Here is a 22,464-nt window from a genome sequence, read left to right as displayed (position 1 = left end):
CTCCAGGGATTTGTCAGGGACTTTCAGCGTTGTCCGAGGGACTTCCAAGCGACTTTTCACCGCCTAACACGGCAAGCCCCCGAAAGATCGGAAAGGGCCTCCGACACAGGTCAGAGGCCCTTTCCTAAGCAAAGCCGCAGGTGGCGGCAGACGAGTCGGGCTGTACGCCGGGTTCTGTCGTCCAGATAGCCCGTCCACCGGTCGTGGAGCACGCCGCCCGCAATCCTCCAGCGCTCAATTCGCGGCACTCGCTCCCACCGGTCCGAGGAGCGTCGAGTGATGCCATCGGCCGACGCTCCTCGAACCGGACCGATGACATTGCTGCGGGGCTGGAGCCTCGAAGCCGACTGCGAACCAACACGAAAGCCCCGCATCACCTGAAGATCCGAACCAATCCAGGACCAGCTCACCTTCGTCCCACGCCGGGCCCAACGTCTTCGCTGGTCACAGCGGAAACGACTCCGGTACCACCATGAGACGAAGAACATTCTTTGTTCTTACAGCCCTCAGAAGCTTGGCTTCTTCTAGAGCCTGAAGGCGGGTGGCCTGGAGGCATTGTTGCGCTCCAGGCAACCCGACACGGGGCCTCGAAGTAGTCTCTCCCAGACCAGTCGCGGACCAAATGGCGCCGGAGGACATACCCCACGGCGCCTCGTCGCTGACGCTGTCGAGTCAATGTCGCTCGGCCGTGACTGGTGGGGCGACGTGGACAGGTTCGTCATCGACCTCATGGAGCGGTCCGCGCCTCGCCGGGAGGCGTACGTCGAGTGGTACCGGGCGGAGCGCGACGTCGGTGGTCGACCCATTACCTGGCACGAGCAACCCGGCCTGGAGAAAGGCGCGTTCGCGACCGTGTCGGGGGGCGGAGGTTCGAGCCACCGTCCCCGCTGGCGGCAGGCCCGATTGCTGCTCGCCGTCGCCGCCCACCCCGGCCTGCGGACTCTGCTACACGACACCCAGGGCGAGTACCTGATCCTCTCCGAGCCTGATTTCAATGACCCTACGACCTCACTGGCCTGGCCCCTGCCCCTCGGCCACTCCGACCAACGGCTCCGCGCGGAGGCCGCCTGTGTCCGGGGCTTCCTCGGGCAGCCCTGCTTCTACGCTGCCCCGGCTGACCGCCGACGCGCTTACGCTCCCCGCCCCACTCCGCGAGCGAAAGGGCGGCGCTGCGGCTTCGACGGCGGTCGGCAGTACTACGGGTGCGGCCGTCCCGGTGAACCTTCCGGGGCCATCCCAGCCTGGCGGGTGGACCGCGCTGCGTCCACCAGCTGGCCGGATGACGGAGTAACCAGCAAGCCAGCCGGCCCGCCGTAGATCATTTACGGGACAATGCTCAGCAGCCGACTGAGAGTATGCATCCGAGATGGCTTGAAGTGTTCGTCGTAGCGTCGCGAACCGACAGCGACCCACGGTTGCTCCCGAACCGACCGAGAGCGGGGTCCAGGAAATCGTCCGGATTCCTGCTCGTCGAAGTGCTTGATGCGGAAGAATCGGATCTCCGCGCACAGCCTGGAGGCGTCTCTCATGACGGCAGCACGGACCGATGTCGACGCTCTGGTCCGCTTCTTCTGCTGCGAGCCGCAGAGCAGTCGATTCGGCCCCTATGCCATGTCCAGATATCCAGTGGCTCCTCATCACGTGGCGGAGATGCTGCCGGGCAGCGCATGGCGGTACCGGGTCGTCGATCAGGCCGGACTGCCTGTGGACCTACATGTGTATGTCGGACTGGGCCGCGGCAGTGGCACTCTGTGGGACCTTGAGATGAGACGGCTGCTTCAGCTCGGACGCGGGTCGCCCGGTCTGCCCGAGGTACTGGAGGGCGGATTCGTCGACGCGGAGGACACCCGTCGGGTCAGGCCGGGTATCGACGGACTGGCCGTGGTGGCCAGCCGCGCCGCTGACCGGACGCTCGCCGACCAGGACGCGCTCTCTCGTGTTACCCGTAACCGCAGCAGTGCCGTCCGCGCGTTCATCCAGCTCGCCGAGGCGATGGCCGAACTGCACGCCCAAGGGATGGTCCACGGTTCTCTGTGGCCGGGAGCCGTGCAAGTGGCGGAGACGGGCTTGGACGACGCGCATGCCGGGTGCCGGCTGGCCCACTTCGAAATGACCTCTCTCGTCGCCAATCACGCGCGGCTCGCCCGGCGTCCTCTTCCCCTCGATGCGCAAGCTGTTCCCTACGCGGCGCCCGAGATGCGCACGGCCACAACGGCGTTGCCGCTGGAGCAGGTCGCCAGGAGTGACGTCTACAGTTTGGCCGCGATCGCACGGGAATGGTTCGGCGGCGCACAGGAGCGATCCCCTTTCGACACCCCTTCACGGGAGTGTGAGCCGGGGTCGCCGGAGCTGCCGGTTCCAGCGGTGCTCCAGGAGCTTCTGACACGGATGCTCGGCCCGGCGGCGGCGCGGCCTCCCGCGGCAGAAGCGGCGCAGCGGCTCCGCGACGTGGAGCACGTCGTCGCGGTACCCGGCGTTCCTTCCACCGAGAGGCCGTACCTGTTGCTCTGTCCATGGGAGCAGATGAGCCATGCGCTCGGCATCCGGGGGTGGATCGGGACACAACCCGGCACGGCAGACGAGCGCCGCGAGACAGCCGCAGTGATCGCCGCCGATCTGCGGCGTGGACTGCTCGTACACTCTCCCCGGGGCGCTGGTCCGTTCCTGCCCGACGCCCCGCCCTGGTCCGGTGAGGCGCGGTACGTCCTGATCGGCGAGTCGGCGGCCTGGTTCTGCGTGCCGTTCCGGCAGCCCGAGGCCCTCGGACGACCTGGTGAACACCGGAGCGACGCCCTTGTGGTGAAGTACTTCGTGGAGCTCCCTTCCGGCGCGCTGGAAGCGCTGATCCGTGAGAGTCCCCGTCTGAAGATCCCGGCGGTCGAGGTCCGCCCGTTCGCCCTGGGACAGCAGCTGCACGAGCCGACGCTGGAGAACCGGCCGTCTTGGGCGCGACTCCTGCGCACGTCCACCGATCGCGTCTCAGCTGAGGACGCGCTCTTCCACGAGGCCGTCACCTGGCTGCTGCGCTATCAGTCGGTCCTCCTACGGGCCCGGTGTTACGCCTGCATCGCGGTCCAAGAGGGGCCGATCATGGAGGTACGCCTCGACCGGGAACGCGACCGCGCGCGGCTCTTCGAAAGTCCGCTGCTGCTGCAATACGCCCAGTCCTCGGGCAATCGGCCGGAATTCGGCGATCTGATGGCCCGCTTGGAGACCGACGGCCCCACTGTCGTGGAGCTGGTGGGTGACCTGAACGGGCGTCCCGCCACGTCCGAACACAGGTCCCGTTGGTTCGCCATCCCCACCGGTCCCGACCGGGTCGCTCTGCGCCCTGCGGATCCGGGGAACCGGCCGCCGCCCGTGCACTGCTGGATCCGTCCCGCCGAGGACGCAGCGACCGCAGCGCAGCTGAAGGCCCAGGGCTCGGCCGTCGAGGAGCTCAGACGGATGCCGCAGCTGCGGTCGCAACTGCGCGAGCCCCTGTCGCACATCCTGGGTGGTGACCGGTGGGCTTCCGCCGCAGGGGCCCTGCCGAGCGAGTCGGCCGTGGCGGTGCGGGAGATGCTCACCTCCTCTCCTTTCTACGCGCTCCAGGGTCCGCCCGGATCCGGCAAGACCACCGTCGCCGCCAAGGCGGTGGCCGCATGGCTGAGAACCTTCCCGAACAGCCGCGTTCTGATCTCTGCGCAGTCCAACGCCGCGGTGGACGCCCTCGCCGAACGAATCCTGGCCGAGTTCGGCGCGCTGGACCCGGACGGCCGCCCGACGGGAGAGGACGACGTGTTGGCCTGGCGCCCGGCTGTCGCCGACGGCAACCGGGTCAGTCCGTCGGTGCGTGCGTGGAGCGGTCCCGAACTCACCGAGCGCGTGGTCCGCCGCAGCCGTACCGAGGTCACCGCTGCGCTTTCCACTGGCGTCGAACCCGGTATGCGGGAGGTTCTGCAACGCTGGCAGCATCTGTCGAACGATCCTCGCACCATGCTGGAACTGGCTGACCGTGTGGCGCGCTCGGCCAACCTGGTGTTCGCCACGTGCGCTATGTCGCGGCCCTCGGTACTGAGCCCGTACGGGGAGAGGGACCTCTTCGACTGGGTGGTCGTCGAGGAGGCGGCCAGAGCCTGGCCGACCGAGCTGGCGCTGCCGCTCACTCGAGGGTCGCGCTGGACGCTGCTCGGCGACCACCGCCAGTTACCTGCCCATGGCAGGGAAGACCTGGATCGCTTTCTGGACCGCCTCGACTCCAAGTCCCTAGCGGAAGTCGGGATCGCCCCGGAGCACCGCCACTCCTACGGACAGGTGTTCGATCTGTTCCGCAATCTCTTCGATCCGGAATTCGGTCCTGGCGCTCCAGAACGCCCCGTACGACGTCTTACCGTGCAGTACCGCATGGCGGGGCCCATTTCCCAGTTGGTCGGAGAGGCGTTCTACCCCGTTCCTTCCGCGGGTGGCGAGCCGCCCAGAAGCGGGCTGCTGTACGGCGGGCCCCCCAGGAGCTCGCCGCCGGGCATCCCACCCGTGCTGGCGGGACGCTCAGTGGTGTGGGTGAACACGCACGGGCGCCCCGACTGCCGGGACGAGCCGGCATGGGCCAACCCTGGAGAGGCCGCTGTGGCCGCGCAGCTGGCCGAACAGATCACGCCGTCCCCCGCGACCGTTTCACCGGGACACGGACTCGACCGGCTGGCGGTCCTCACCGTCTACCGCCGACAGCGTGATCTGCTGCTGCGCTGGCAGGCGCTGGCGGGCCGCGTCTGGACCGCTCACTCCTTCCAGGGCCGGGAGGCCGAGACGGTGATCGTGTCTTTGGTACGCGACACCCGGCGGGGCCCGGAAGGTCTCGACGAGGCACGCCCTTGGCTGAGCCTGGGTCACCTGAGCCAGCCTCAGCTCGTCAACGTACTGCTGTCCCGTGCGCGCAGTCTGCTGGTCCTCGTCGGTGACTTCGAGCACTTCGCAGGCTACGACGCAACCGTCTGGGGGCAGATCTGCCGAACCGTCGCGGGGCAACACGCCGTCATCCCGGCCGATGACCTGTGCCCGGCTGAGGAGAGGTGAATGTCCGACGGCACCGTCACGCTGTTCCTCCCCTGCGACGTCATCCACGTGCGCGTGACTCTCGACTTCGGCCCGGGCGTCTCCGCCGTCGAGGAGATCGCCCTCAGGGCGCTCACCGTCCGGCCGATGCCGGTCGATGAGCTCGCGGCATTACTCGCGCTTCCGAGGCCGGTGGTCGCCGACGCCGTCCACGCCCTATGGCGCATCGGTCATCTGACGGTCGTACCGGAGGGCGGTGAGCTGATCGTGTCCCCCGACACTGCCGACGCCGTGGTGGCCGGACGCATGAGCGTGCTGAGCGGAGCCGCGCGCGAGGAACGCACGCTCAAACTCATGATCGACCCGCTGCTGGGGCAGGTGCTGCCTCTGGAGAGCGGCCAAGGGGCGCCGCAGGGGCAACGCGTGGAGCCACTGCGCGGTGGTGTCGATCTGGCCGAGATCTCCTTCGCCGATCTGCGCCGGGCGGCGGCAGCGGCGTTGCGTACAGACGCGGAAACCGGTTCGGCCAGGGCTCAGCGGGCGATCCGGGAACGCCGCGTCCTGGAACTGCACGTCCAGCACGGTCCGCCGGTACGGCGATGGCGCCCCGTCCTGGTGCGGCCCTGGCTGGGGCATTCCCCCGGCACGCTCGGTGTGACAGTCGTCGATCCCCGGGTACCGCCGGCCTTTCGCGAAGCGGGTTCGGCCCGGCTGACCCAGTTGGCGGTCAACCGGGCCGATGCACCGTTCACGCAGCACCTGCGCTCGCACGCGGTGAGCCAGACTCTGGCTGCGCCGACCGTCGAGGGGCTGGCCGACACCCTGGCCAAGCGAGTCGGCCGGCTCGCCGGCCTGCCGACCGGTCAGCGGACCGGGCACCACGAGCAACTCACCGAAGCGGCTGTCCAGTTCGGCCAGAGCCTGGCGGCGCGCATCGAGCATGAGGCGTCGGTCGAACCGATCGGCGGTGAACGCCTCGTACGGACCGCGGCACAGCTGATCGACGACGCCCACACCCAGGTGGTCATCGTCGCCTCCCGGCTCACCCCGTCCTCGTCGCGGATACTTCAACCGCATCTGACGGGCGCCGTGAGCCGGGGCGTCCAGGTGGTACTACTGCTTGAGCAAGTCGGGTCCCTGCCAAGCGACCTGCTGGTCTTGGCGGGTTCGGAGCACCCGGCGTCGATGGTGCTGCCCCGGCAGCCCACCTCCGCGCGAGCGGGCCTGGTTATCCGGGACGACGAGGCTGCGCTGGTCCTCGCCGGAACCGTGTTGCGGGGCGACTGCAACCTCGGGCTTCGGCTCGGCGCCCCGGGTGGCGGTGTCTGCGCCGCGGTCCGCGCACTGCTGTCCTGGGTGCGTACGGTGGCCCCGGACTGGACTACCGCCCAGGCGATCCTGCCCCGCCCTTCCTGGCGAGGCCATGACACCACCTCGCCCGAGGCCACAGGCGTCGACCGGCTCCCGGAGCCGCCCCCGTCCGCCGACAGCGACGGGTCGGCCACCGCGGCCTGGGAGGCGGCATGGCATGCCTATGCCGAGGGGCATCGGGAGATGCTGAGGTCCCGTTCCCTCCCCCAGGTCCGCTGGATCACAGGCGCCCATCACGACGACCTTCTGTGGCACGCTCTGCGCAAGGCCGAGCGGCGCTTGGTGATCGCCTCGAACCGGATCTCCGACCGCGTGGTCGATGACCGGTTCCTCGCCCTGCTGCGCGGCCGGCTGGAGCGCGGTGTGATCGTGACCGTGACGCACCCGAGTGCCCCCGGCCGCTCACGTCCGCCGGGTCTCGACGCGCTGTCCGCCGAGTTCCCGGAGACGCTGCTCCTGCTCGAAGTCCCACGGAGTGCTCGAGCCATCGTCTGGGACGACGACTGCGTACTGTTGGCGTCGGACCCTCTGGCCTCCGCTCTTTCGGCCTCTGCCGCCGGGCCAGGTCGGTCGTCACTGGGGCTGTGGCTGACCGGAGCGGCCGTCGCCGACCGGATCGCCTCAGTCCTGGGCGAACCGGCGATCGTGACCGACCGCGTCACGGGCATTCCGTCGGCGGATTCCGGACCGCCGCAATCGCTCACCCGCATCAGGGTTTTCAACGTCGCGCAGCGCATTCGTAACCGTTGGCACGAAGGCCGCACGATAGAGGAGGCTCTCGCGCCGATGGTCGCCGAGGACGATCCATGGCCCGTGCTGGACAGCCTTGTGGGGACCCCGGCCCACGACGAGCCGCTGCTCGAACCGGACTCCTCCGAGTCGGCCTTGGAAAGCAGCGGTGGCGCCGACCTCGCGTACCGTGACGCCTCGGACACCGGCGTCCCCGCCGGCATCCCCCGTACCAGCGACGACCTGCTGTGCGCAGGCGTGGCGTGGTGCCTGACGCGAAGTGCCGACCAGGCCGGCGCCGCGACCCTCGACCGGTGGAGGCAGTGGCTCGTCCAGCACCTGTGGCTGTCCGGCCGCTTCACCGAGGCCGCCCTGCTCCGCCTCGGACACCCGTCCGACGCCTCCCCACGCTCGCCCCTCACGGTGGTCGCGGCGGCGTTCGGCACCGAAGTCTCCACGATGGCCCTTCTGACAGCGCTGGAGGACACGAATCGCTCCCCGGCCGAGGACGCCTGCCTGCTCTGTGTGGCCGCGGCCGAATCATTGCGTACGGCTGATGACGACCACACGGGCATCCTCAAGAAACTGGTTCCCCACGTTCCCGCTCCCTGGCGGGACCTGGGAGACGCAGTGCTGAACTACCATGCCTCAGCGCGAGGGATCCCCCCTGAGCTGTTGCTACGGCCTGCCGTGGACCGCGCCGGCCGGGCACGGCGTCTGGGCTCCGCATGGGACGCGCTGGCCCGTGCCGTCGACCGGGCCCAGCGCACACAGCCGGACTTCATCGACCTGAAGCGTCTCCAGGTTGCTCTGTTCAAGAGGTCGGGTTCCTTCGGCGCCCTCGAAGCGGCTGCCGAGCGCCGGGACAGTGACGCCGTCCGGATGTTCCTGACCTTCCACTCGGCGTTCGACGACTTCGACGACCACATCGTCGATTCGATCATCGACGAAGTCTGGTCAGAGGTGACAGTCAACCCGACCACCCTGCAGGGCTCCCGGCGCAAGGCTTTCAGTGCCCGACTCGTGGCGATCCTGGCAGCCGCCCGGGAGGTCCTCGACGCCGAGGAGAGCCTCTCCCGTCATCAGGGCAGCGCCGCAGCCACGGCTCACCAGGACGCGGTGCACACCCTCGCCACCCGTATCCAGGATCTGTCGGCCGACTTGAACACCGCGGTCTACGGCCTCAGTCACCCCGAGACCGGTCTCGCCGTGCACGCGCTCCAGCAGGTCTTCCGCATGATCGAGCCGGAGGTGCCGTGACGACCGATCTGCAGACCGAGATCATTGTGACCGCCCTGCGCGCATGGCCGGCCCGGTGGCGCTACCCCGCGACCATGCTGACAGTGGCCGAGGACCAGGAAACTCCCCCTCCCGACGATCTGGTCCACGCGCTCCTCACCGACCTGAGCCACCTCGACACGCCGGTCACGGCCTGCCGGAGACTGACCGGTCAAGGTGAGTTCGAGACGGTGCGGCAGTTACTGGCCGAGGAGTCGCTCGATGTCGCCGACCGTGCCGCGCTGAAATCGGACCTCGAACAGGCCGTGACGCGTCACGTCGCCGACCTCCGGTACCGACTCGCCTCCCTGCGGCGCCGCGCGGCGCTCACCGGGCGGCCCGTAAGCCTCGACTCGGTGCGACTGGAGGAACAGGCCAGGCGGTCCTATCCGCCCGTCGCCGCGGCACTGGCCGAGGCCGAGCGCCAGGTCGCCGACGCGGAGACGGACACCCGACGTGAACTGTGGGCGGCGGCCACCGCCGCCGCGGCAGCCAGCCCGGGCGCCGCCGCCACCCTCTGGCTGCAAGACATCCGCTCCAGCCTCGCCACCGGAGACCTGGCCACGTCCCGTCGGCTGCTGGCGGGCGGCCCGGGCCAACCGGAGCCGCACACCGATGATGGCGACCCCGTCTCCGGCCTGGACCAGCAGGGCACCGCCCTGGCGACGGCGCTCAGCGCGATGGAGGAACAGCTCACCGAGCACACGGCCTTGGACTTCGTGCGCGCTCTGGGCGACCTCATCGGTGCGGTGGCTCCCCGCTACGAGGTGCACAACGCGGCGGGCGGCATCTTCGTCAGCCTGCGCTCCCAGTGGCCAGGACTGCCCCGATGGCTCGCCCTGCCCAACGACGAGGGACTGATCCTGTGGGTCGCACCAGGTGACCGCCCGCCGCCCGGTGCGCCGACGTTGGGGGCCTGGTTCGTCACCGACGCCGACGCGAGTGACCCCGCATTGCCCGGCTTGGCACGTGTCTCCCGCGACCAGCTGTTGCACCTCGCCCTCACTGAGACGGGGTCGAGCGCCCGCATGTACGGACTGCTCCGGCTCATCTGCTCGCAGCGATCCGTCACCGAAGTGGTGAAGGAGCAGGGGGCCGCCCTGTCGCTCTCCGAGGTCACCGATCTGCTCGATCTCCTCGGTCTGCCGGCGACCGCGGACCTGACCGCCACGCTCCATTACGAAAGCGGTGGGCGTCCCCGCCTGATCGTCGATCTCCTGGCAGAAGCGCTCTCCCAGCCCGGCGGACGCGCCGGCATCAGCCCGGCGGCGCTTCAGGAGGCACGTCGGACCTCCTGGCCCCGTACGTTCGAGGCGCTCCTGGAGCCCTACCGCGACGACCATGCGGGTCTGCTGCTCCTGGTGGCTGTCATGTTCCACGCCGACCAGGAAGACGGCTTCACGGTGGACGAACTCCGCGAGGGGATCGCCGTCGTCGCCGCCGGCAAAGAGGCCACGGCGCAGCTGAAGGGAATCCCGAGCCTGCCGGCGGCGGCTGAGCGACTGGTGCGTGATGGCTTCTTCCAGCGCCGTTCCGAGATCAGCTACTCCCTGTCCGACGACGGGGTGCGGCACCTGTTGCCCCAGGGGCCCGACGGCAACGGGGTACGGCGACATGCCGAGGACGCCGCCGCGGCAGCCCACCGCCGTCACCTCGCCGCGACCGCCGAACAGCGTGCCGAGATCGGCGCCCTGGTCATCCGGGTGATCAGCCATATGGTGAGCGGCACCATGTCGGCGATCAGAACCGAACTCACCCTCGTCGAGAGAACCCAGGATCCGGAGTTGCGGGACGCCGTGGCCCGGGTGCGCCGCTACGCCGATACCGCGCAATCCCTCGACGACCAGTTCGAGCGCGCCATGCGGCCACCGGAGCCATGCGCACTGCGCCCCTTGCTGGACGCGATGAGAGAACCTCAGAGCTGGCGCAGTCAGGGAGTCGTCCGGGTAAGACTTGACTGCCCGCCGAACCTCCACGTGATGGCCAACAGATGGCTACTCGGCCAGGCGTTCGCCAACATCCTCGACAATGGGCGTCTGGCCATCCAGGAGACCGGCGCGGAGTTCGGCACAATGCGGCTCGTCGTCACCGCGGACGGCTCGCACTGCACCGTCGAGATCGCCGACTCGGGACGCGGTCTGACCCAGGAGCGCCGCCGTCTTCTGGAGGCCAGGCAGCAGGTACCGAGCACCCGCGGCCGTGGCATCGGCCTGCTCCATTCGCGCTGGTGGTTTGAGAACTACGGCGGGAATCTGGAGATCCCTGCCGGAAACAGCGACCTCGGTGGCGCGTGGTTCCGAGTGAGACTGCCGCTCTGCGAGGAGTTCAGCAGCTGACAGCGACTCAGAGGAAGCTGTCCCCGTCGGTCTTCCAGGTCCGGCAGAACTCCTCGACGAGTGCGGCGGCCTCTTCCAACTCTCCGTGCCGTACAGCCATGTCAGCGGCCTGGTACTCCTTCTGCATCCGTGTCAACGCTTCGCCAGGCGTGTGCCGCTCGAACGCCTCACGGGACCAGTGCCTCTTCGCGTGCATCAGCCACGTTTCCAGGCGTACCCGTCGGCTGGCGTCGTTGTTGCCCAGCAACAGGCTGACCACGTCCGGGATCTCGTTGAGGTACCGGTTCTCCCGCCCCTTGTCCACGATCTCGACCAGCCGGTACTCGGCCCGCAACCGAGCCCGTTCCAAGGCCAGCCCCGAGCCGGGTGCGGAACTCACCGCGGCCACGGGGATCTCCGTGCGATCCCTCAGCCACTTGATGATCGCCAGACCGAGCTTGTCGTCCACCGCGGGATCATTGTTCAAATGCAGGTCCACGAGGGCCGCCTGGTAGTGCACCCCGACATCGACCTCGTCTTTGAACTCGATCCATTCGTCGAACGAGGTGATCGAGTCGCACCGGCACTCGCAGTCGGACGCCAGTACCTGGTGAGCGACGGTCTCGGCATGCAGATCGTCGATGACGAGTACGCGCGGCAGGGCGGCACGGCGTGCGCCCGGGGCCGCGTCACCCACAAGTTCCGGAGCGAGTCGCCCGAGTACCGCATCACGAGGACGGTCGGTGGGGGCGAGCCCCTCGATCAGGCGGACCAGCTCGTCGCGAGCTCGCTGGACCCGCCCCCACAACCACGACCCGACCGGATGCGCTCTCTCGGGATCGCCCCGCCACAGCTGCGCCAGCCGGTTGATCTCGTCGGGGGTGGGGCCGGCGTTCACGCCCTCGATCAATTGCCACGCGTCCACCGTCACCCTCTCGGGATCCAGTGAGTACCGCTCCGGATGCGTGCCTCGTTGCCTCAGCGGAATCCCGGCGGTCCGCAGGTCCCCCAGGTACTGGTGAACGGTCGTCTTGTGCAGCGGGGGATCGGGACGCAGCCGCCGCGACAACTCCTCCGCTGTGCGTTCGTCGGTCATGGCGAGGACCAACAGGATCAGCACCTGGCGTGCCCGACTCTTCAAGTCGGTCAACGCGGGTGTGCTTGGGATGAACTCCAACTCGCCCAGCACGTTGATGGTGAGAGGGGACTCTTCTGCAGCATCGCTCACGCGTCAACAGTAGAGGTCGACGGACACCTCAAGGGGAGAGTCACCCCATACGTTGAACTGGACGGTGAAGCAGCGCCGGACGTCGCGCCCGTGTTCAGGATCTCAGGTACTCCTCACTTCAATCTTCGCGCTCCAGCATGGAGTTCGTAGGCGCTCAGCCTCGAACCCCCAGCCTCGATGGAGAAGAGCAGGACATGGCACGCGTGAACCCGAACACCGTAAGCCTCCGCGGCTCGATGGCCGTAACCGGCGGCACCTCGGTCCTCACCGCGGCAGGAGGCGTCGCCGCCCAGTTCCCCGCGGACGCCGGCCCTATGCCGGTCTTGCTGCTGTACGGCATCAGCGGCGTCCTCGCAGTGCTCACAGGCTTGACGAAGCTGTACGAGATTCGGTGCAACCGCACCCCCGAGTACATCGCCGAGACGTCACTGGCCCGTACCGCCCGCCGCCATCAAGACCCCGACCGTTCTATGCGCCTGGCCCTCATCGACCGAGCCCTGGCGCGCAACCCTCGTGTACCTGCCACCCATCTCACCGCGCTTCTCACTGACTCTGTGCCTTCTCGCGACCTGCCGCCACCACGTCACGGCCAACAGCCGAACCGCACGGCACAGACCGAAGGGCAGACGTCCAGCAGTTGACAGAGCGACGGACGCCGTCGCAGCCCGCCGCGCAGAGCCCCGCCGGAGCGTTTCCGGCGGGCTTCGTCGTCTCCCGCTCTCTCACACAGGTCTCATCGACTGTGCGAACTCCCCTGGACCACGAGGCCCTGCCCCGGCAGCAAGAGCGTGTCTTACGTACCCGCCGACCATTCCGGGGGACCCGCGGCGGTCAAGATCCGGACCATTTCCGGACCAGTGCTGCTGCCAAGGCCGAGACGGGCGCCTTTTGCACTGGTCAGCGATGCGCTGCCTCTGTACCACCAAGAGACCAAGAACATTCTTTGTTCTTACAGCCCTCAGAAACTTGGCTTTTTCTAGAGCCTGAACTCGGGTTGCTTGGAGGCATCGTTGCGCTCCAGGCAACCCGTCATGAAAGATACCCAGTGTAATCAATTGGGTTCTTAACGCTACCGTCTGGCATTCAAGGGAGTTCCCGCCGGACCATTCGCGGACCAAAGAGCTCCGAAGAACACAACCCACGAGCCGCCCGCTCACGAGGGCAGCAATCCGTCGATACCCGTAAGCAGCGGCGAACCGTCGGCAGCACTGGAAGAGCTCTTCGACCTGATGGCCGCCTTGAACGAGTCCATATCGCGAGTGAAGGCTCCTCGCGGCGGGAGCGGCCTGCCGACGCGGGAACGACCGGCTGCAAGAAGTGCCCCCGATCCGGTGGCCGAACCGATCCCGCGGCAGCCGCCGCGGAGGCACGCGCCGCCGGGTTCGAGCCGTTGGAGCCCTATCCGGGGAAGCCCACCGACCGGTGGCGCTGCCGCTGCAGGTGCAGCACGGCCATCACCCTCACCCTGACCAACATCAGAGGAGGCGGTACCGCGTGCGGAACGTGCTCCCGAGGCGCAACTCGATAACCGTCGGTCACGATGCACGCCGCCGCTGCACCCAGTAGTCGAGCAAGCCCGGGTTCCGTCGTACGAACCTTCTTCAGGAGATCGCTGCCGCCCGACGGCATCCTAGGTATCGGCCCCCTTTGAGGATGCGTTCGGCGGATCACGAGCGCTTCGGCGTCCAGCAATGTGGCCGACTTCCTATCGACTGTAATCGACTGTCAGCTGACAAGGACAGGCCGCACAGTCTTCAATGGCGTCGTGGCCACACCTATACCAATACCCCCGCCCGCCACCCTGGAGACGATCGCGGGCAGCGCCACGCTGGACGAAGTCCTGGCGTGTCTACGCGCGCGGCGGCCGGTGTTCCACTCCGAGGCCGATCTCCAGCACAGTTTCGCCCTCGCAGTAGGCGAGGTCGCACCGGAGGTCAGGTGCCGTCTCGAGGTCCCGGTGCGCGGGAGCGATGCCTCGGAGTACCTGGACCTACTGTGCCTGGGGCCGGCGGGCCGCACCGCAATTGAATTCAAGTACGTGACCCGGCAGTGGTCAGGCACAGCAGGGACGCCTCCCGAGGAGTACACCTTGCGCGGACACAACGCGCCGGACATCGCACGTAGGGACTTCCTGCGGGACGTAGCAAGGCTGGAACGCTTCTGCGACCGCGAGGACCAGAACGGGCTGGCCCTGCTCATCACAAACGAGGCGGCTCTGTGGCGCCCCAGGCAACGTAGGACGCCCACCAGGGACGAGGAGTTCCGCATCCATCACGGCCGCGAACTGAGCGGCACCTTGCTGTGGGCCGACGGCTCCTTCCCAGACAACACCCGAGTACTGCGGGGCGCCTACATGCTCGCCTGGCGTCCATACACCCAGTTGGAAGGCTCACGTAACGAGTTCCGCTGCCTCGCGGTGTTCATCACTCCGAACCCGGCGCAGACCCAGCCGCCGCACGAGGCGTAACCAGCAGAATGCCTCGCATGCCATTGACGGTGCGGCAATGTCAGCGACGCGCGAATCCACCGTGGGCTTCGGCGAGGCGGGTGACCCGCTGGGCGGCGACTACGAAGGCGACCCGGTGACCGGCCTGGCAGGCCCGGATGCCGAGGCTGGTGGCGAGGAGGGTCTTGCCGGTGCCGAGCGGCCTCAGGAAGATCACGTACTCCTTCCCGACGACGACCTGACCTAGCTCATGCGACCCATTGGACAGCCCCTAGCGGTGGCGCTGGACCGACTGACCCGAGCTGCCCTTGGCGACCTGCCCAGTGCCCCAGCTTCAGCTGGCTCAGGCGTCGCCCGTCGAGGCGCTGCCGATATGACCGCCCGCTGCGATGGATCTGTCGCCGGCTGCGGTTACCGTCCCGGACGCCGGAGGCGGAGTGGGGGCCGCGGACGGTGTCGGCGCGGATGCGGGCGCGGCGCCATTGCCTGTCATGGCGGCGCCAATGCTGCCTCCGGCCGCGATGGACCGTTCTCCGCCGGCGCTGACCTGGGTTCCGCTGGTGGCAGGAGCGGCCGACTGAGCGAATTGGGCGTACAGCGCCAGGGCGATGCCCGCCAGACTTGCGATGCCACCACCGACGCTGGCCCACGGGTCCGCCGCGTCGACGTCGACAACCGCGCCGACAATCAATGCGACCATGCCGGCACCGCAGAGTCCGACTCCGGTGTACACGAGCGGCTTCATGTTTCGATCAACTCCTGTGTTGGTCATAAGCCGGCAGGTCACGCCTGCCATCGTGGTGGGGTCTCAGCCCGTCCATCTCATCGGTGTGGGTTGGTCTTTCGAAGCGCCGAGCGCGCTGGGGGTGACTCGCCCTGCGATGCCAGGTCCTCTCTCTCGTAGCAGCGGCCCCAGTGCGGTTGGCAGAGCCTGGGAAGCTGTCCGGCGAACCGCCTCCAAACAGCTGGGCCACGAGGCAAGGCTCAGTGCTTCGACTGCGGCTGCACGGCCTGCGGGGCTGTCCCCCCATCCTTCGGCCGCGGCAGCCTGAAGGCGGCCTCGCCGGCGTTCCGCCCAGTCTTCCGTCGACTCCGAGGCGGCTGTCAGGAGGGTACCGACCTCGTAGGTGAACTCATCGACGCAGTGGCGGGCGCCGTGCCGACGGGCGGCCGCCGCGATGGCGCACAGTGCGCGCACCTGGTCCGCGGTGTCCCGGAGGGCGCGGGCCGCGGCAGCGGCTTCAGCGTACTGCCGCTTCGCCGCCGCAAGGTTCACGACGTTGAACAGAGGGAACCTCCTCTGCTCAACGGGGTGTTCTGCGGCGGACAGGTCGATGGCGATGAGGAAGTCTCCGCGCCGAGCGGCCCAGCAGGCGACGTCATCAAGCACCCGCTCTCGCTCGACCCCTTTCGGCAGGCTCCATACCAGTTCGCGAGCCACCGCGTAATGCCCAGACGCCGCAAGGGCCTCGGCCGACGCGGCAGCGGCGTCATCCCTGCTGGGGCTGTCGTCCGGCAGTGCGTTGAGCAGGGACCAGGCGCGGTCGTGCTGTTCAGTCCAGGCCAGAGCGGCCACGACGGAGCCGAGGCCCTGTTGGTGATCGTGCACATTCGTGATCTGTTCTGCGAGGAAGGCCGCCTCAGCGGTCATGTCCTCGTCGTCCGGGTCGGCGCCGGAAACTGCCGTCAACCCAGCGGCAATGCCACACAAAGCATCACACTCCGAACGTCGTCCAGGGTCTGCGATGTGCTGGCTCAGGGCCGCGGCGAGGTCGGTGCGGTCGTGGCGGAGCAGCAGTCCCACCTGTTCTGACAGCGCACGGTCGGTCCAACCCGGGCTGCTCAGAACGTCGGCCAGGGCGTGGGCGTGACGGGCCAGGACCGAGTCCCGTACGATGCCGTCCGCCCCGGCCAGGGACTTCGCGGTCAGCGCCAGTGCCTCCGCCTGGTCCGCCGCACGTGGCAGGAGATCAAGGGCAGCCAGTGCGCGTGGAGTGGCTCCGGCTTTCGCCCATGCAGTGGCGATCGGCGCGGTAAGGCGCGCAGCACGCGGAGATGTCACCAAGTGGCCCACGAGCGAGAGTGCTTTGTCGTCCTCTCCGCGCTCGGCGAGACTCCCGGCGATGGCCGCGAGGACCGCCGCCCGGCTCCCGTTCTGTTTTACGGTGTCGGCTACGGCATCCGCCGCGTCGTCCTGGCCGTCCTCGGTGAAGGCCTTGGCAAGTGCGGCAAGGGCCGCTGTCCGGTGATCGCTCGAAACGAGGCCCGCTGGAGGTAGACCGCTCTCGATCTCTCGCATCTCCTGGATCAGGCTGGCCGCCAGGCCCGTACAACCGCCTCGGGCCGCTGCAGTTGCCACCCAGCCGAGCGCTTGCGCTCGGCGCCAGGGGTCCTCGATCGCGCGGGCGATGTCCGCGCCATGGTCCGGCTTGTCGGAAGCTGCAGCGCCGGCTGCCTGCTTTAGGGCCATGGACTGTCTGTCCGGTTCGTCGATCTTCCGGGCGGCCTCGACGGCAAGGCCCGGCGCCTCCGCCTGCGCCAGGACTGTGGCCAGTTGAGCGACGTGATGGAAGTTGCCCCACCCGGTGTTCTCCCGGGTCACGTCCGACGCCTCCTGCGCCAAGGCCTGAGCCCGCGCACGGTCTCCGGCCGCGAGGTGGGCTGCCGCCAGGTACGCCAACGCCCGGCTCCGGCTGCGGGGAGAGCACAGGCTGTGGGCCAGTTCGGTGGGCCGCTGGAGATCATCCGACGTTTCCGCCAGGCCTCTCACCATGTTCGCCGCAGCCTCTTCCCGAGCCACAGCCGACCTGAGGGGAGCCAGCAACTCAACAGCCGACTGGTGCTGGCGGGCCAGAGCCAGAGCCACTGCGGCCATGGTGAGACCATCGGCGCGCTGGTTGTCCGCGGTCACCTTGTCCGCGAGGGCAGCGGACTCGTGAGCCAGGTCCACGGCTTCGCCGACCTCGCCGGAAGTGGCCAGCACCGCTGCGACGCGAGCCAGGGAAGTCATTCGGTCGAACGGGTCGGACAGCGATCGGCAGATCTCGCCTGCCCGCCTGGGTTCACCGGCGTAGGCGATGGCGAGAGCAGCTGAGATGAGCGCACGTTGTCCTCCCTCCACGAGGGCTTCGGCGAGGGCTTCCTCGGCAACGAGGACCGCATCGGTGTGCCCGTCCTCAGCCATGGCCGAAGCAGCGTCCGCCAGCAGCTGTGCCCGCAGGCCGCGGTCACCGACCGTCCGGATGACCGCCACAGCCCGCGGACAGTCACTGTCCAGGATCATGGCCTGCGCTTCTATAACCGGCACAGTGTCGGGGAGCGAGGCGGCGGCCGCACGGGCGAGGATCTCCGCAGTCCCGCGCTGCCCCGCGTACAGGGCGGCCGTGGCCGCCGACGCAAGCATCTCGTCGTGCCCTTGCTGGGGCACCTGCGCACACGCCATGTTGTACGCCCGGTTCGTCGATCCGACTACGGCCAGCATGACCACCGCGTACGTCACGGCCTCCCTACGCCCCTGTCCGGCTACGGCATCAGCCAGTTGGGCTGCCTCGTCGGCCACTTCCGTCGCCCGCTGTAGCTCACCCTTCGCGACCAGCACCCGCACAACTTCCACAAGGGCTCTCAGACAGGCCACTTCACTCTGCCGGGCTCGAGCCAGGCTGACAGCGCGCCGCACCTGCCCCAGACCCGCCCACACCGCGATCAAGGCGTCCGGGAGACTATCGCTGCGCGAAAGCAGGGCGTCGCGCCGCACAGCGAGCACGAATGCGTCAGCAACCTCGGCAGGATCTCCGCCGCCCCCGGCCACCAGGCCCTCGAACGCCGTGGACAGCTCGTCCAGCCCGTCCAGATCGGAACCGGACCGCTGCCACAGTCGCGCGTGACGGTGAGCGTCACCGGCCAGACGGACAAGGCGCCGTGTATCGCCCTGTGCCCGCAGCAGTTGACCGTAGCCGCGGAGCAGATACTCCGGTGTGCGGGGCGGCCAGCGCCGCGCTTGGTAGTCGTCCGCCCACTCATGCAGCCGCTCCCGGTTCGCCGCCAGCTCCTCGTCTGTGAGCAGTTCGACCGCGCTGCGCCGGATCTCCTCATGGGCCAGGACGTAGACGCCTGATGCGGACGCGTCGGCGTCCTGGGGGGACCAGTGCGGCGTGCGGACGCGGAAGGCCCGCCCGGTAACGGTACTTAGCTCCTTTTCGACCAGCCGGGGACGGGTATCTGCAAGGCGGGCGAGGTCCGCCGCCGTCAGGCCACCACCGGCCGCGGTCACCAGTCCGAGCAGTTGCCGTGCGAGGCCACCGGCCTGCAGCATCCGCATGAGGCTGTCCTCCGCCTCCCGGCGCACGACTTCCGCGTACGGCGATGGTGCCAGCCACCGGTCGATGGCGCCGCGTCTCAGCGGGTGCGCGTGGGCCACGTCGTCCGGTACGGGAGGATGCGGCCGCCCGGCCACCACTACCCGCATTCCGTGCCTGGGCGAGCGCGGCAGTAGCGCGGCGATGCTGTGGCTTCCGGGGCCCGCGAGCACCCCACAGTCCTCGTCCAGACCGTCGACGACGAGCACCAGTCGTCGGCCCCGACTCTCACACACGGCTGCGGTCCGGTCCATCGCGGCGAGCAGGCTCTCCTCGCGCGTGTGCTCGGTGACCGCTGGTTCCTCCTCACCCAGCAGCGCGTAGAACTGCCGGTGCACCACCTCGCAGTACGCCTCACGGTCGTTTTGCCGGTTCAAGCGCGATGTGATGAAGAAGGACACGACGTCGACCCCGGCAGGGGGCTCCATCACGAACTGGGCCATGAGAGCCGTCTTTCCGGCCCATGCGGGGGCGAGCCACCTCCAGTAAGCGCCCTCGGCACTGTCGGCGTCTTCCCGCGCGGTGCAGAACTCCGCCATCAGCGCCAGCTCTTGAGACCGTCCGCGAAACTCGGCGGCTGCCAGGGACTCCACTTGGTAGCGGTAGTTGGACGTCGCGACGCGCTGTGGGGAGGCGACAAACTGGAACTGATTGCCGTCGCCCGTGACGACCAGACCGATGTCCCCTGCTGCCACCACGGAGCGAGCACCGGTCGCCATAGGCATGCCCTCCAGGGGCAGCGACTGCTGTCGCCGTGGACGGCCCCACCACCTACCCAACAATGGTGCCGGGCCTCCCTACATCCTTCGGCGCTTCGTGCCCACGCGTCACTGGATCCGGCACAGAAGATCCTGATACATCATCTCGACGAGTCTAGTCCCGCGAAATCACACGGTTTCCCGGATACGGTCGAGGACTTCAGAGCACGGGGCTCAATGGATGCGCCGGTAATGCTGCTCGGCGCTGTACTCGTTCACGTACTGCCCGCGCGGCCCCGGCGAATAGCCCTTCGACCACCAGCCGGCGCACTGCGGCTGCGGCTTCATTGGTGTCGACCTGGAACGTGTGGGCGATCCTGTCGCGGTTCACAAACCGCTCGCCGGGCAGGCTGGGGTGGACCGAGGCACGGTTGATCCGGTAGGCCCGCTCAGCCGCGCGATCTTGGCCAGCGCGGGCAAATGGATGCCCTGCTCCGTACACGACAGCCGCACCCACCGGCGCACTGACTCCACGTCCTCCTCGCTCGCCACCAGCACGACGACGACAGTCATGACCTGCCGCCCAATCCAGCTGGTCCTAGGCGCTGTTTCCCGGGTCTACCTCCGTGAACGGGGGTGTTGAGGGCAGGCTGGCTACATGGGACACGGAGACCTGACGAACGCGGAGTGGGATCGGCTGAAGTCGTTCTTACCTCGTGGTGGTGCGCGTGGGGGCCGGTGGAGCGATCACCGACGGGTGATCAACGGGGTGGTGTACCGGGTCCGTACGGGGCTGCAGTGGAGGAATCTTCCGAGCGGTTCGGGCCGTGGGAGACGGTCTACAGGCGCCATCGTCGCTGGTCGGCGGATGGAGCTGAGGGCGCCGCCGGCCGGATCGACCGGGATGTGTCCATGGACTCCGCGCCGGTGCGTGCCCATCAGCACATCGCCGGCCAAGAAAGGCACCGCCCCGCTCGGGACCATTCGACTGCATAGCCGGCCACGAGCGTGCCGTCTCGCGCCCGTTGGGCACGTTCCGGTTCACCGCCGTCCGGCCACTCTCGTCCATCACGGCGATCTGCGATCGGCGACGATGCACATCGATTCCGACGTAAGCCTGCATCGCGGGCCTCCTGACCCGGACTCGGCTCCCCACGGAAAGGGTGCTCCGAACGCACCACAAGGGGAAGCCCCAGCCCTCATAGGGTCAGGTCAGCACCACTTGGGCGGCGACGCCAAGAAGATCTAGTTGGCCCACTGGCTTCGCGCATCCCGCCTGATCCAGAGCGAGCCCTTTTCCGCCTCCGACCTCGCCCAGTTCACGATCAAGATCCGGACCATATACGGGCCAGAGCCAGCCCTCCCTGCTTGAAAGCTGGCATTCGCACTGGTCAGGGGCGTGCAAGGGCTGTACCACCAGCAGACCAAGAACCTTCTGGCTGCCGTTCACCTGTTCTGAAGCAGAGCCTGGCTTGCCGACAAGCGGCGCCCGAGACCCGTCGCTGCAGCCACACCCTCCCCATGGCGGTCCGCCCAAGGAGTGAGTACGGCAGCAGCGGCACGCCGGGGCATTGGGGGATTCCCACAGAAGCCCCCTCGTCACGGAGTACTCCTCCCCTTCGTCGCCCAGGCGCTTGGTGGCGCCTTGCCCCAGCACAAGTCACGGAAGTCAGCATCGGCCTTGCCGACAGGCGAGCGGCAGCTCCGGGCGGGCGCTCCAACAGCTGCGACACCAACGCAATGGTGCTGATACCCCGTCAGGAGAGTCAGCATTGGGTCAGCATTAGGCTGACTAAACCCGCCTAGAGTTGGCCAGACATGAGAACGTAAGGCTGTCCGCGGATGGGCTTCTCAGGAACGATAGGCCCCGCGGGAAAACGGGGTGTCGAGCGGGGACAGCCGCGTCCCGCGGGAGGCCTGCACTAGAGCCGGAACCCCAGGTCAGCGCACCCTTCCGCGCGGTTTCAGCGGTACAGGCGGGAGTTCAGGAGCGGGCAGTGGAGCGCCGTCGTACCCCACCACCTCGCCGAACCGGGAGCCTGCCATCCAGTCCGAACGGGCCTGTGCGATATCCTCGTTGGACCGCCCGATGAAGTTCCACCACATGATCAGCTCCTCCTCGAAGGGTTCGCCGCCCAGGAGCATGAGGGCCGCGTCCGACTCGGCGCGCAGGGGGAGTTCGGTGCGGCCGCAGCCGAGGTAGAGCATCGAGCCGGGGAGTACCGGTACGCCGTCGACGTGGGCCTCGCCGGACATGGACAGGACGGCGTACTCGAAGTCGGGCTCCAGCGGCAGTCGTACGTCGGTGCCGCTCGCCAGGGCCAGGTCGGCGCCGACGATCGGGGTGTACGTCGTGCCGGGCGAGGTGGTGCCGTCGACGGTGCCCAGGATGAGCGTGGCCTGGAGGCCGGGAGCCGTGACGACGGGCAGTTCGGCGTGGTGCTCGAAGTGCGGGTCGGTGTGGCGGTGGCCGTCCGGGAGGGCGACCCAGAGCTGCGCGCCGTGCAGGAAGCGGGCGTGCGACTTGGGGCTCTCCTCGGAGTGGCTGATGGCCCGGCCCGAGGTCATGAGGCCCAGCTCACGCGGGCGGATCGTCTGGAGGCTGCCCGTGGAGTCGCGGTGCAGCACCTCGCCCTCGTGCAGCCAGCTGACGGTCTGCAGGCCCATGTGCGGGTGTGGCGGGACCTGCATGCCGGGCTCGTCGGCGATGTCGTCGGGCCCATAGTGATCGACGAAGCACCACGCGCCGACCATGCGACGGCCCAGGTTGGGCAGCAGACGGCGGACTTCGGTGGACTCGCCGAGCTTGACCCGGCGGGGGCTGAGGAGTTCGCGCACCGGCTCGGCCACCACGAAGCCGCGGCCACCGCACAGGGCGGGAACCGCCTCGCGATCAAGATTGCTCATGGCGCCCAACCTAACCCCGTCGGGGACGCTACGTCAGGCCATCGACCCGCCCATTGAGGGGCACTCCACTCAGAACCGGCGCGGTCCTACGACCTCGGTCCCA

Annotated in this window: 10 protein-coding genes and 1 pseudogene; 6 read left to right on the top strand and 5 right to left on the bottom strand. The window is 68.5% G+C overall.

All coding sequences use genetic code 11. The features are described 5' to 3' along the window. Positions 1–1,527 precede the first annotated feature (1,527 nt). Genes AB5J53_RS43200 through AB5J53_RS43190 form a run of 3 tightly spaced genes read left to right on the top strand, consistent with a single transcriptional unit; the run spans position 1,528 to position 10,748 of the window. Entirely contained in the window at positions 1,528–5,055 is a 3,528-nt protein-coding gene (locus AB5J53_RS43200; RefSeq protein WP_369251039.1) for an AAA domain-containing protein, read from the top strand. Then, on the top strand, positions 5,056–8,394 hold the full coding sequence (locus AB5J53_RS43195) for a hypothetical protein (RefSeq protein WP_369251038.1): 3,339 nt from the start codon (positions 5,056–5,058) through the stop codon (positions 8,392–8,394). After that, positions 8,391–10,748, top strand: a complete 2,358-nt coding sequence (locus AB5J53_RS43190) for a sensor histidine kinase (RefSeq protein ID WP_369251037.1) — start codon at positions 8,391–8,393, stop codon at positions 10,746–10,748. The genes AB5J53_RS43195 and AB5J53_RS43190 overlap by 4 nt, the downstream gene beginning before the upstream one ends. A 7-nt stretch (positions 10,749–10,755) precedes the next feature. On the opposite strand, the gene AB5J53_RS43185 is transcribed toward AB5J53_RS43190, so the two are convergent. Then, positions 10,756–11,955 carry a hypothetical protein gene (locus tag AB5J53_RS43185; RefSeq protein ID WP_369251036.1) on the bottom strand — a complete coding sequence of 400 codons (1,200 nt, stop codon included), beginning with the start codon at positions 11,953–11,955 and terminating at the stop codon, positions 10,756–10,758. A gap of 194 nt (positions 11,956–12,149) precedes the next feature. Here AB5J53_RS43185 and AB5J53_RS43180 point away from each other — a divergent pair, with 194 nt between their 5' ends. Together AB5J53_RS43180 and AB5J53_RS43175 are read left to right on the top strand one after the other, a co-directional pair. Beyond that, on the top strand, positions 12,150–12,596 hold the full coding sequence (locus AB5J53_RS43180; RefSeq protein WP_369251035.1) for a hypothetical protein: 447 nt from the start codon (positions 12,150–12,152) through the stop codon (positions 12,594–12,596). A 1,124-nt stretch (positions 12,597–13,720) separates the two neighbouring features. Further along, positions 13,721–14,422: a hypothetical protein gene (locus AB5J53_RS43175; RefSeq protein WP_369251034.1), complete on the top strand. Its 702-nt coding sequence runs from the start codon at positions 13,721–13,723 to the stop codon at positions 14,420–14,422. 40 nt (positions 14,423–14,462) lie between these two features. On the opposite strand, the gene AB5J53_RS43170 is transcribed toward AB5J53_RS43175, so the two are convergent. The 3 genes from AB5J53_RS43170 to AB5J53_RS43160 all read right to left on the bottom strand — a co-directional run bounded on the left by AB5J53_RS43170 (position 14,463) and on the right by AB5J53_RS43160 (position 19,475). Beyond that, positions 14,463–14,618 (bottom strand): ATP-binding protein, encoded by a 156-nt coding sequence (locus AB5J53_RS43170; protein WP_369251033.1) that lies wholly within the window; start codon positions 14,616–14,618, stop codon positions 14,463–14,465. A 126-nt stretch (positions 14,619–14,744) separates the two neighbouring features. After that, complete coding sequence (locus tag AB5J53_RS43165; RefSeq protein ID WP_369251032.1) at positions 14,745–15,146, bottom strand: hypothetical protein; 402 nt, start codon at positions 15,144–15,146, stop codon at positions 14,745–14,747. A gap of 63 nt (positions 15,147–15,209) precedes the next feature. Further along, positions 15,210–19,475 carry a hypothetical protein gene (locus tag AB5J53_RS43160; protein WP_369251031.1) on the bottom strand — a complete coding sequence of 1,422 codons (4,266 nt, stop codon included), beginning with the start codon at positions 19,473–19,475 and terminating at the stop codon, positions 15,210–15,212. A gap of 637 nt (positions 19,476–20,112) precedes the next feature. Here AB5J53_RS43160 and AB5J53_RS43155 point away from each other — a divergent pair. Next, positions 20,113–20,408: pseudogene (locus AB5J53_RS43155) on the top strand (transposase); the annotation flags it as partial. A gap of 987 nt (positions 20,409–21,395) precedes the next feature. Here the strand turns inward: AB5J53_RS43155 and AB5J53_RS43150 are convergent. Further along, the gene (locus AB5J53_RS43150; protein ID WP_369251030.1) at positions 21,396–22,361 is read right to left on the bottom strand and encodes a pirin family protein; all 966 of its coding nucleotides are present in this window, start codon (positions 22,359–22,361) and stop codon (positions 21,396–21,398) included. Positions 22,362–22,464: the final 103 nt, after the last annotated feature.

The sequence above is a fragment of the Streptomyces sp. R41 genome (assembly GCF_041053055.1).
In the GTDB taxonomy this organism is placed as follows: Bacteria; Actinomycetota; Actinomycetes; order Streptomycetales; family Streptomycetaceae; genus Streptomyces.
Note: the sequence above shows the minus strand (reverse complement) of the source record. Positions and strands in the feature narration are given on the sequence as shown.

Excerpts from the sequence above, each read along its gene's own strand:
- AB5J53_RS43180 (WP_369251035.1), top strand. The coding sequence starts at position 12,150 with ATGGCACGCGTGAACCCGAACACCGTAAGCCTCCGCGGCTCGATGGCC.
- AB5J53_RS43160 (WP_369251031.1), bottom strand. The coding sequence starts at position 19,475 with ATGGCGACCGGTGCTCGCTCCGTGGTGGCAGCAGGGGACATCGGTCTG.
- AB5J53_RS43195 (WP_369251038.1), top strand. The coding sequence starts at position 5,056 with ATGTCCGACGGCACCGTCACGCTGTTCCTCCCCTGCGACGTCATCCAC.
- AB5J53_RS43200 (WP_369251039.1), top strand. The coding sequence starts at position 1,528 with ATGACGGCAGCACGGACCGATGTCGACGCTCTGGTCCGCTTCTTCTGC.
- AB5J53_RS43165 (WP_369251032.1), bottom strand. The coding sequence starts at position 15,146 with ATGAAGCCGCTCGTGTACACCGGAGTCGGACTCTGCGGTGCCGGCATG.
- AB5J53_RS43150 (WP_369251030.1), bottom strand. The coding sequence starts at position 22,361 with ATGAGCAATCTTGATCGCGAGGCGGTTCCCGCCCTGTGCGGTGGCCGC.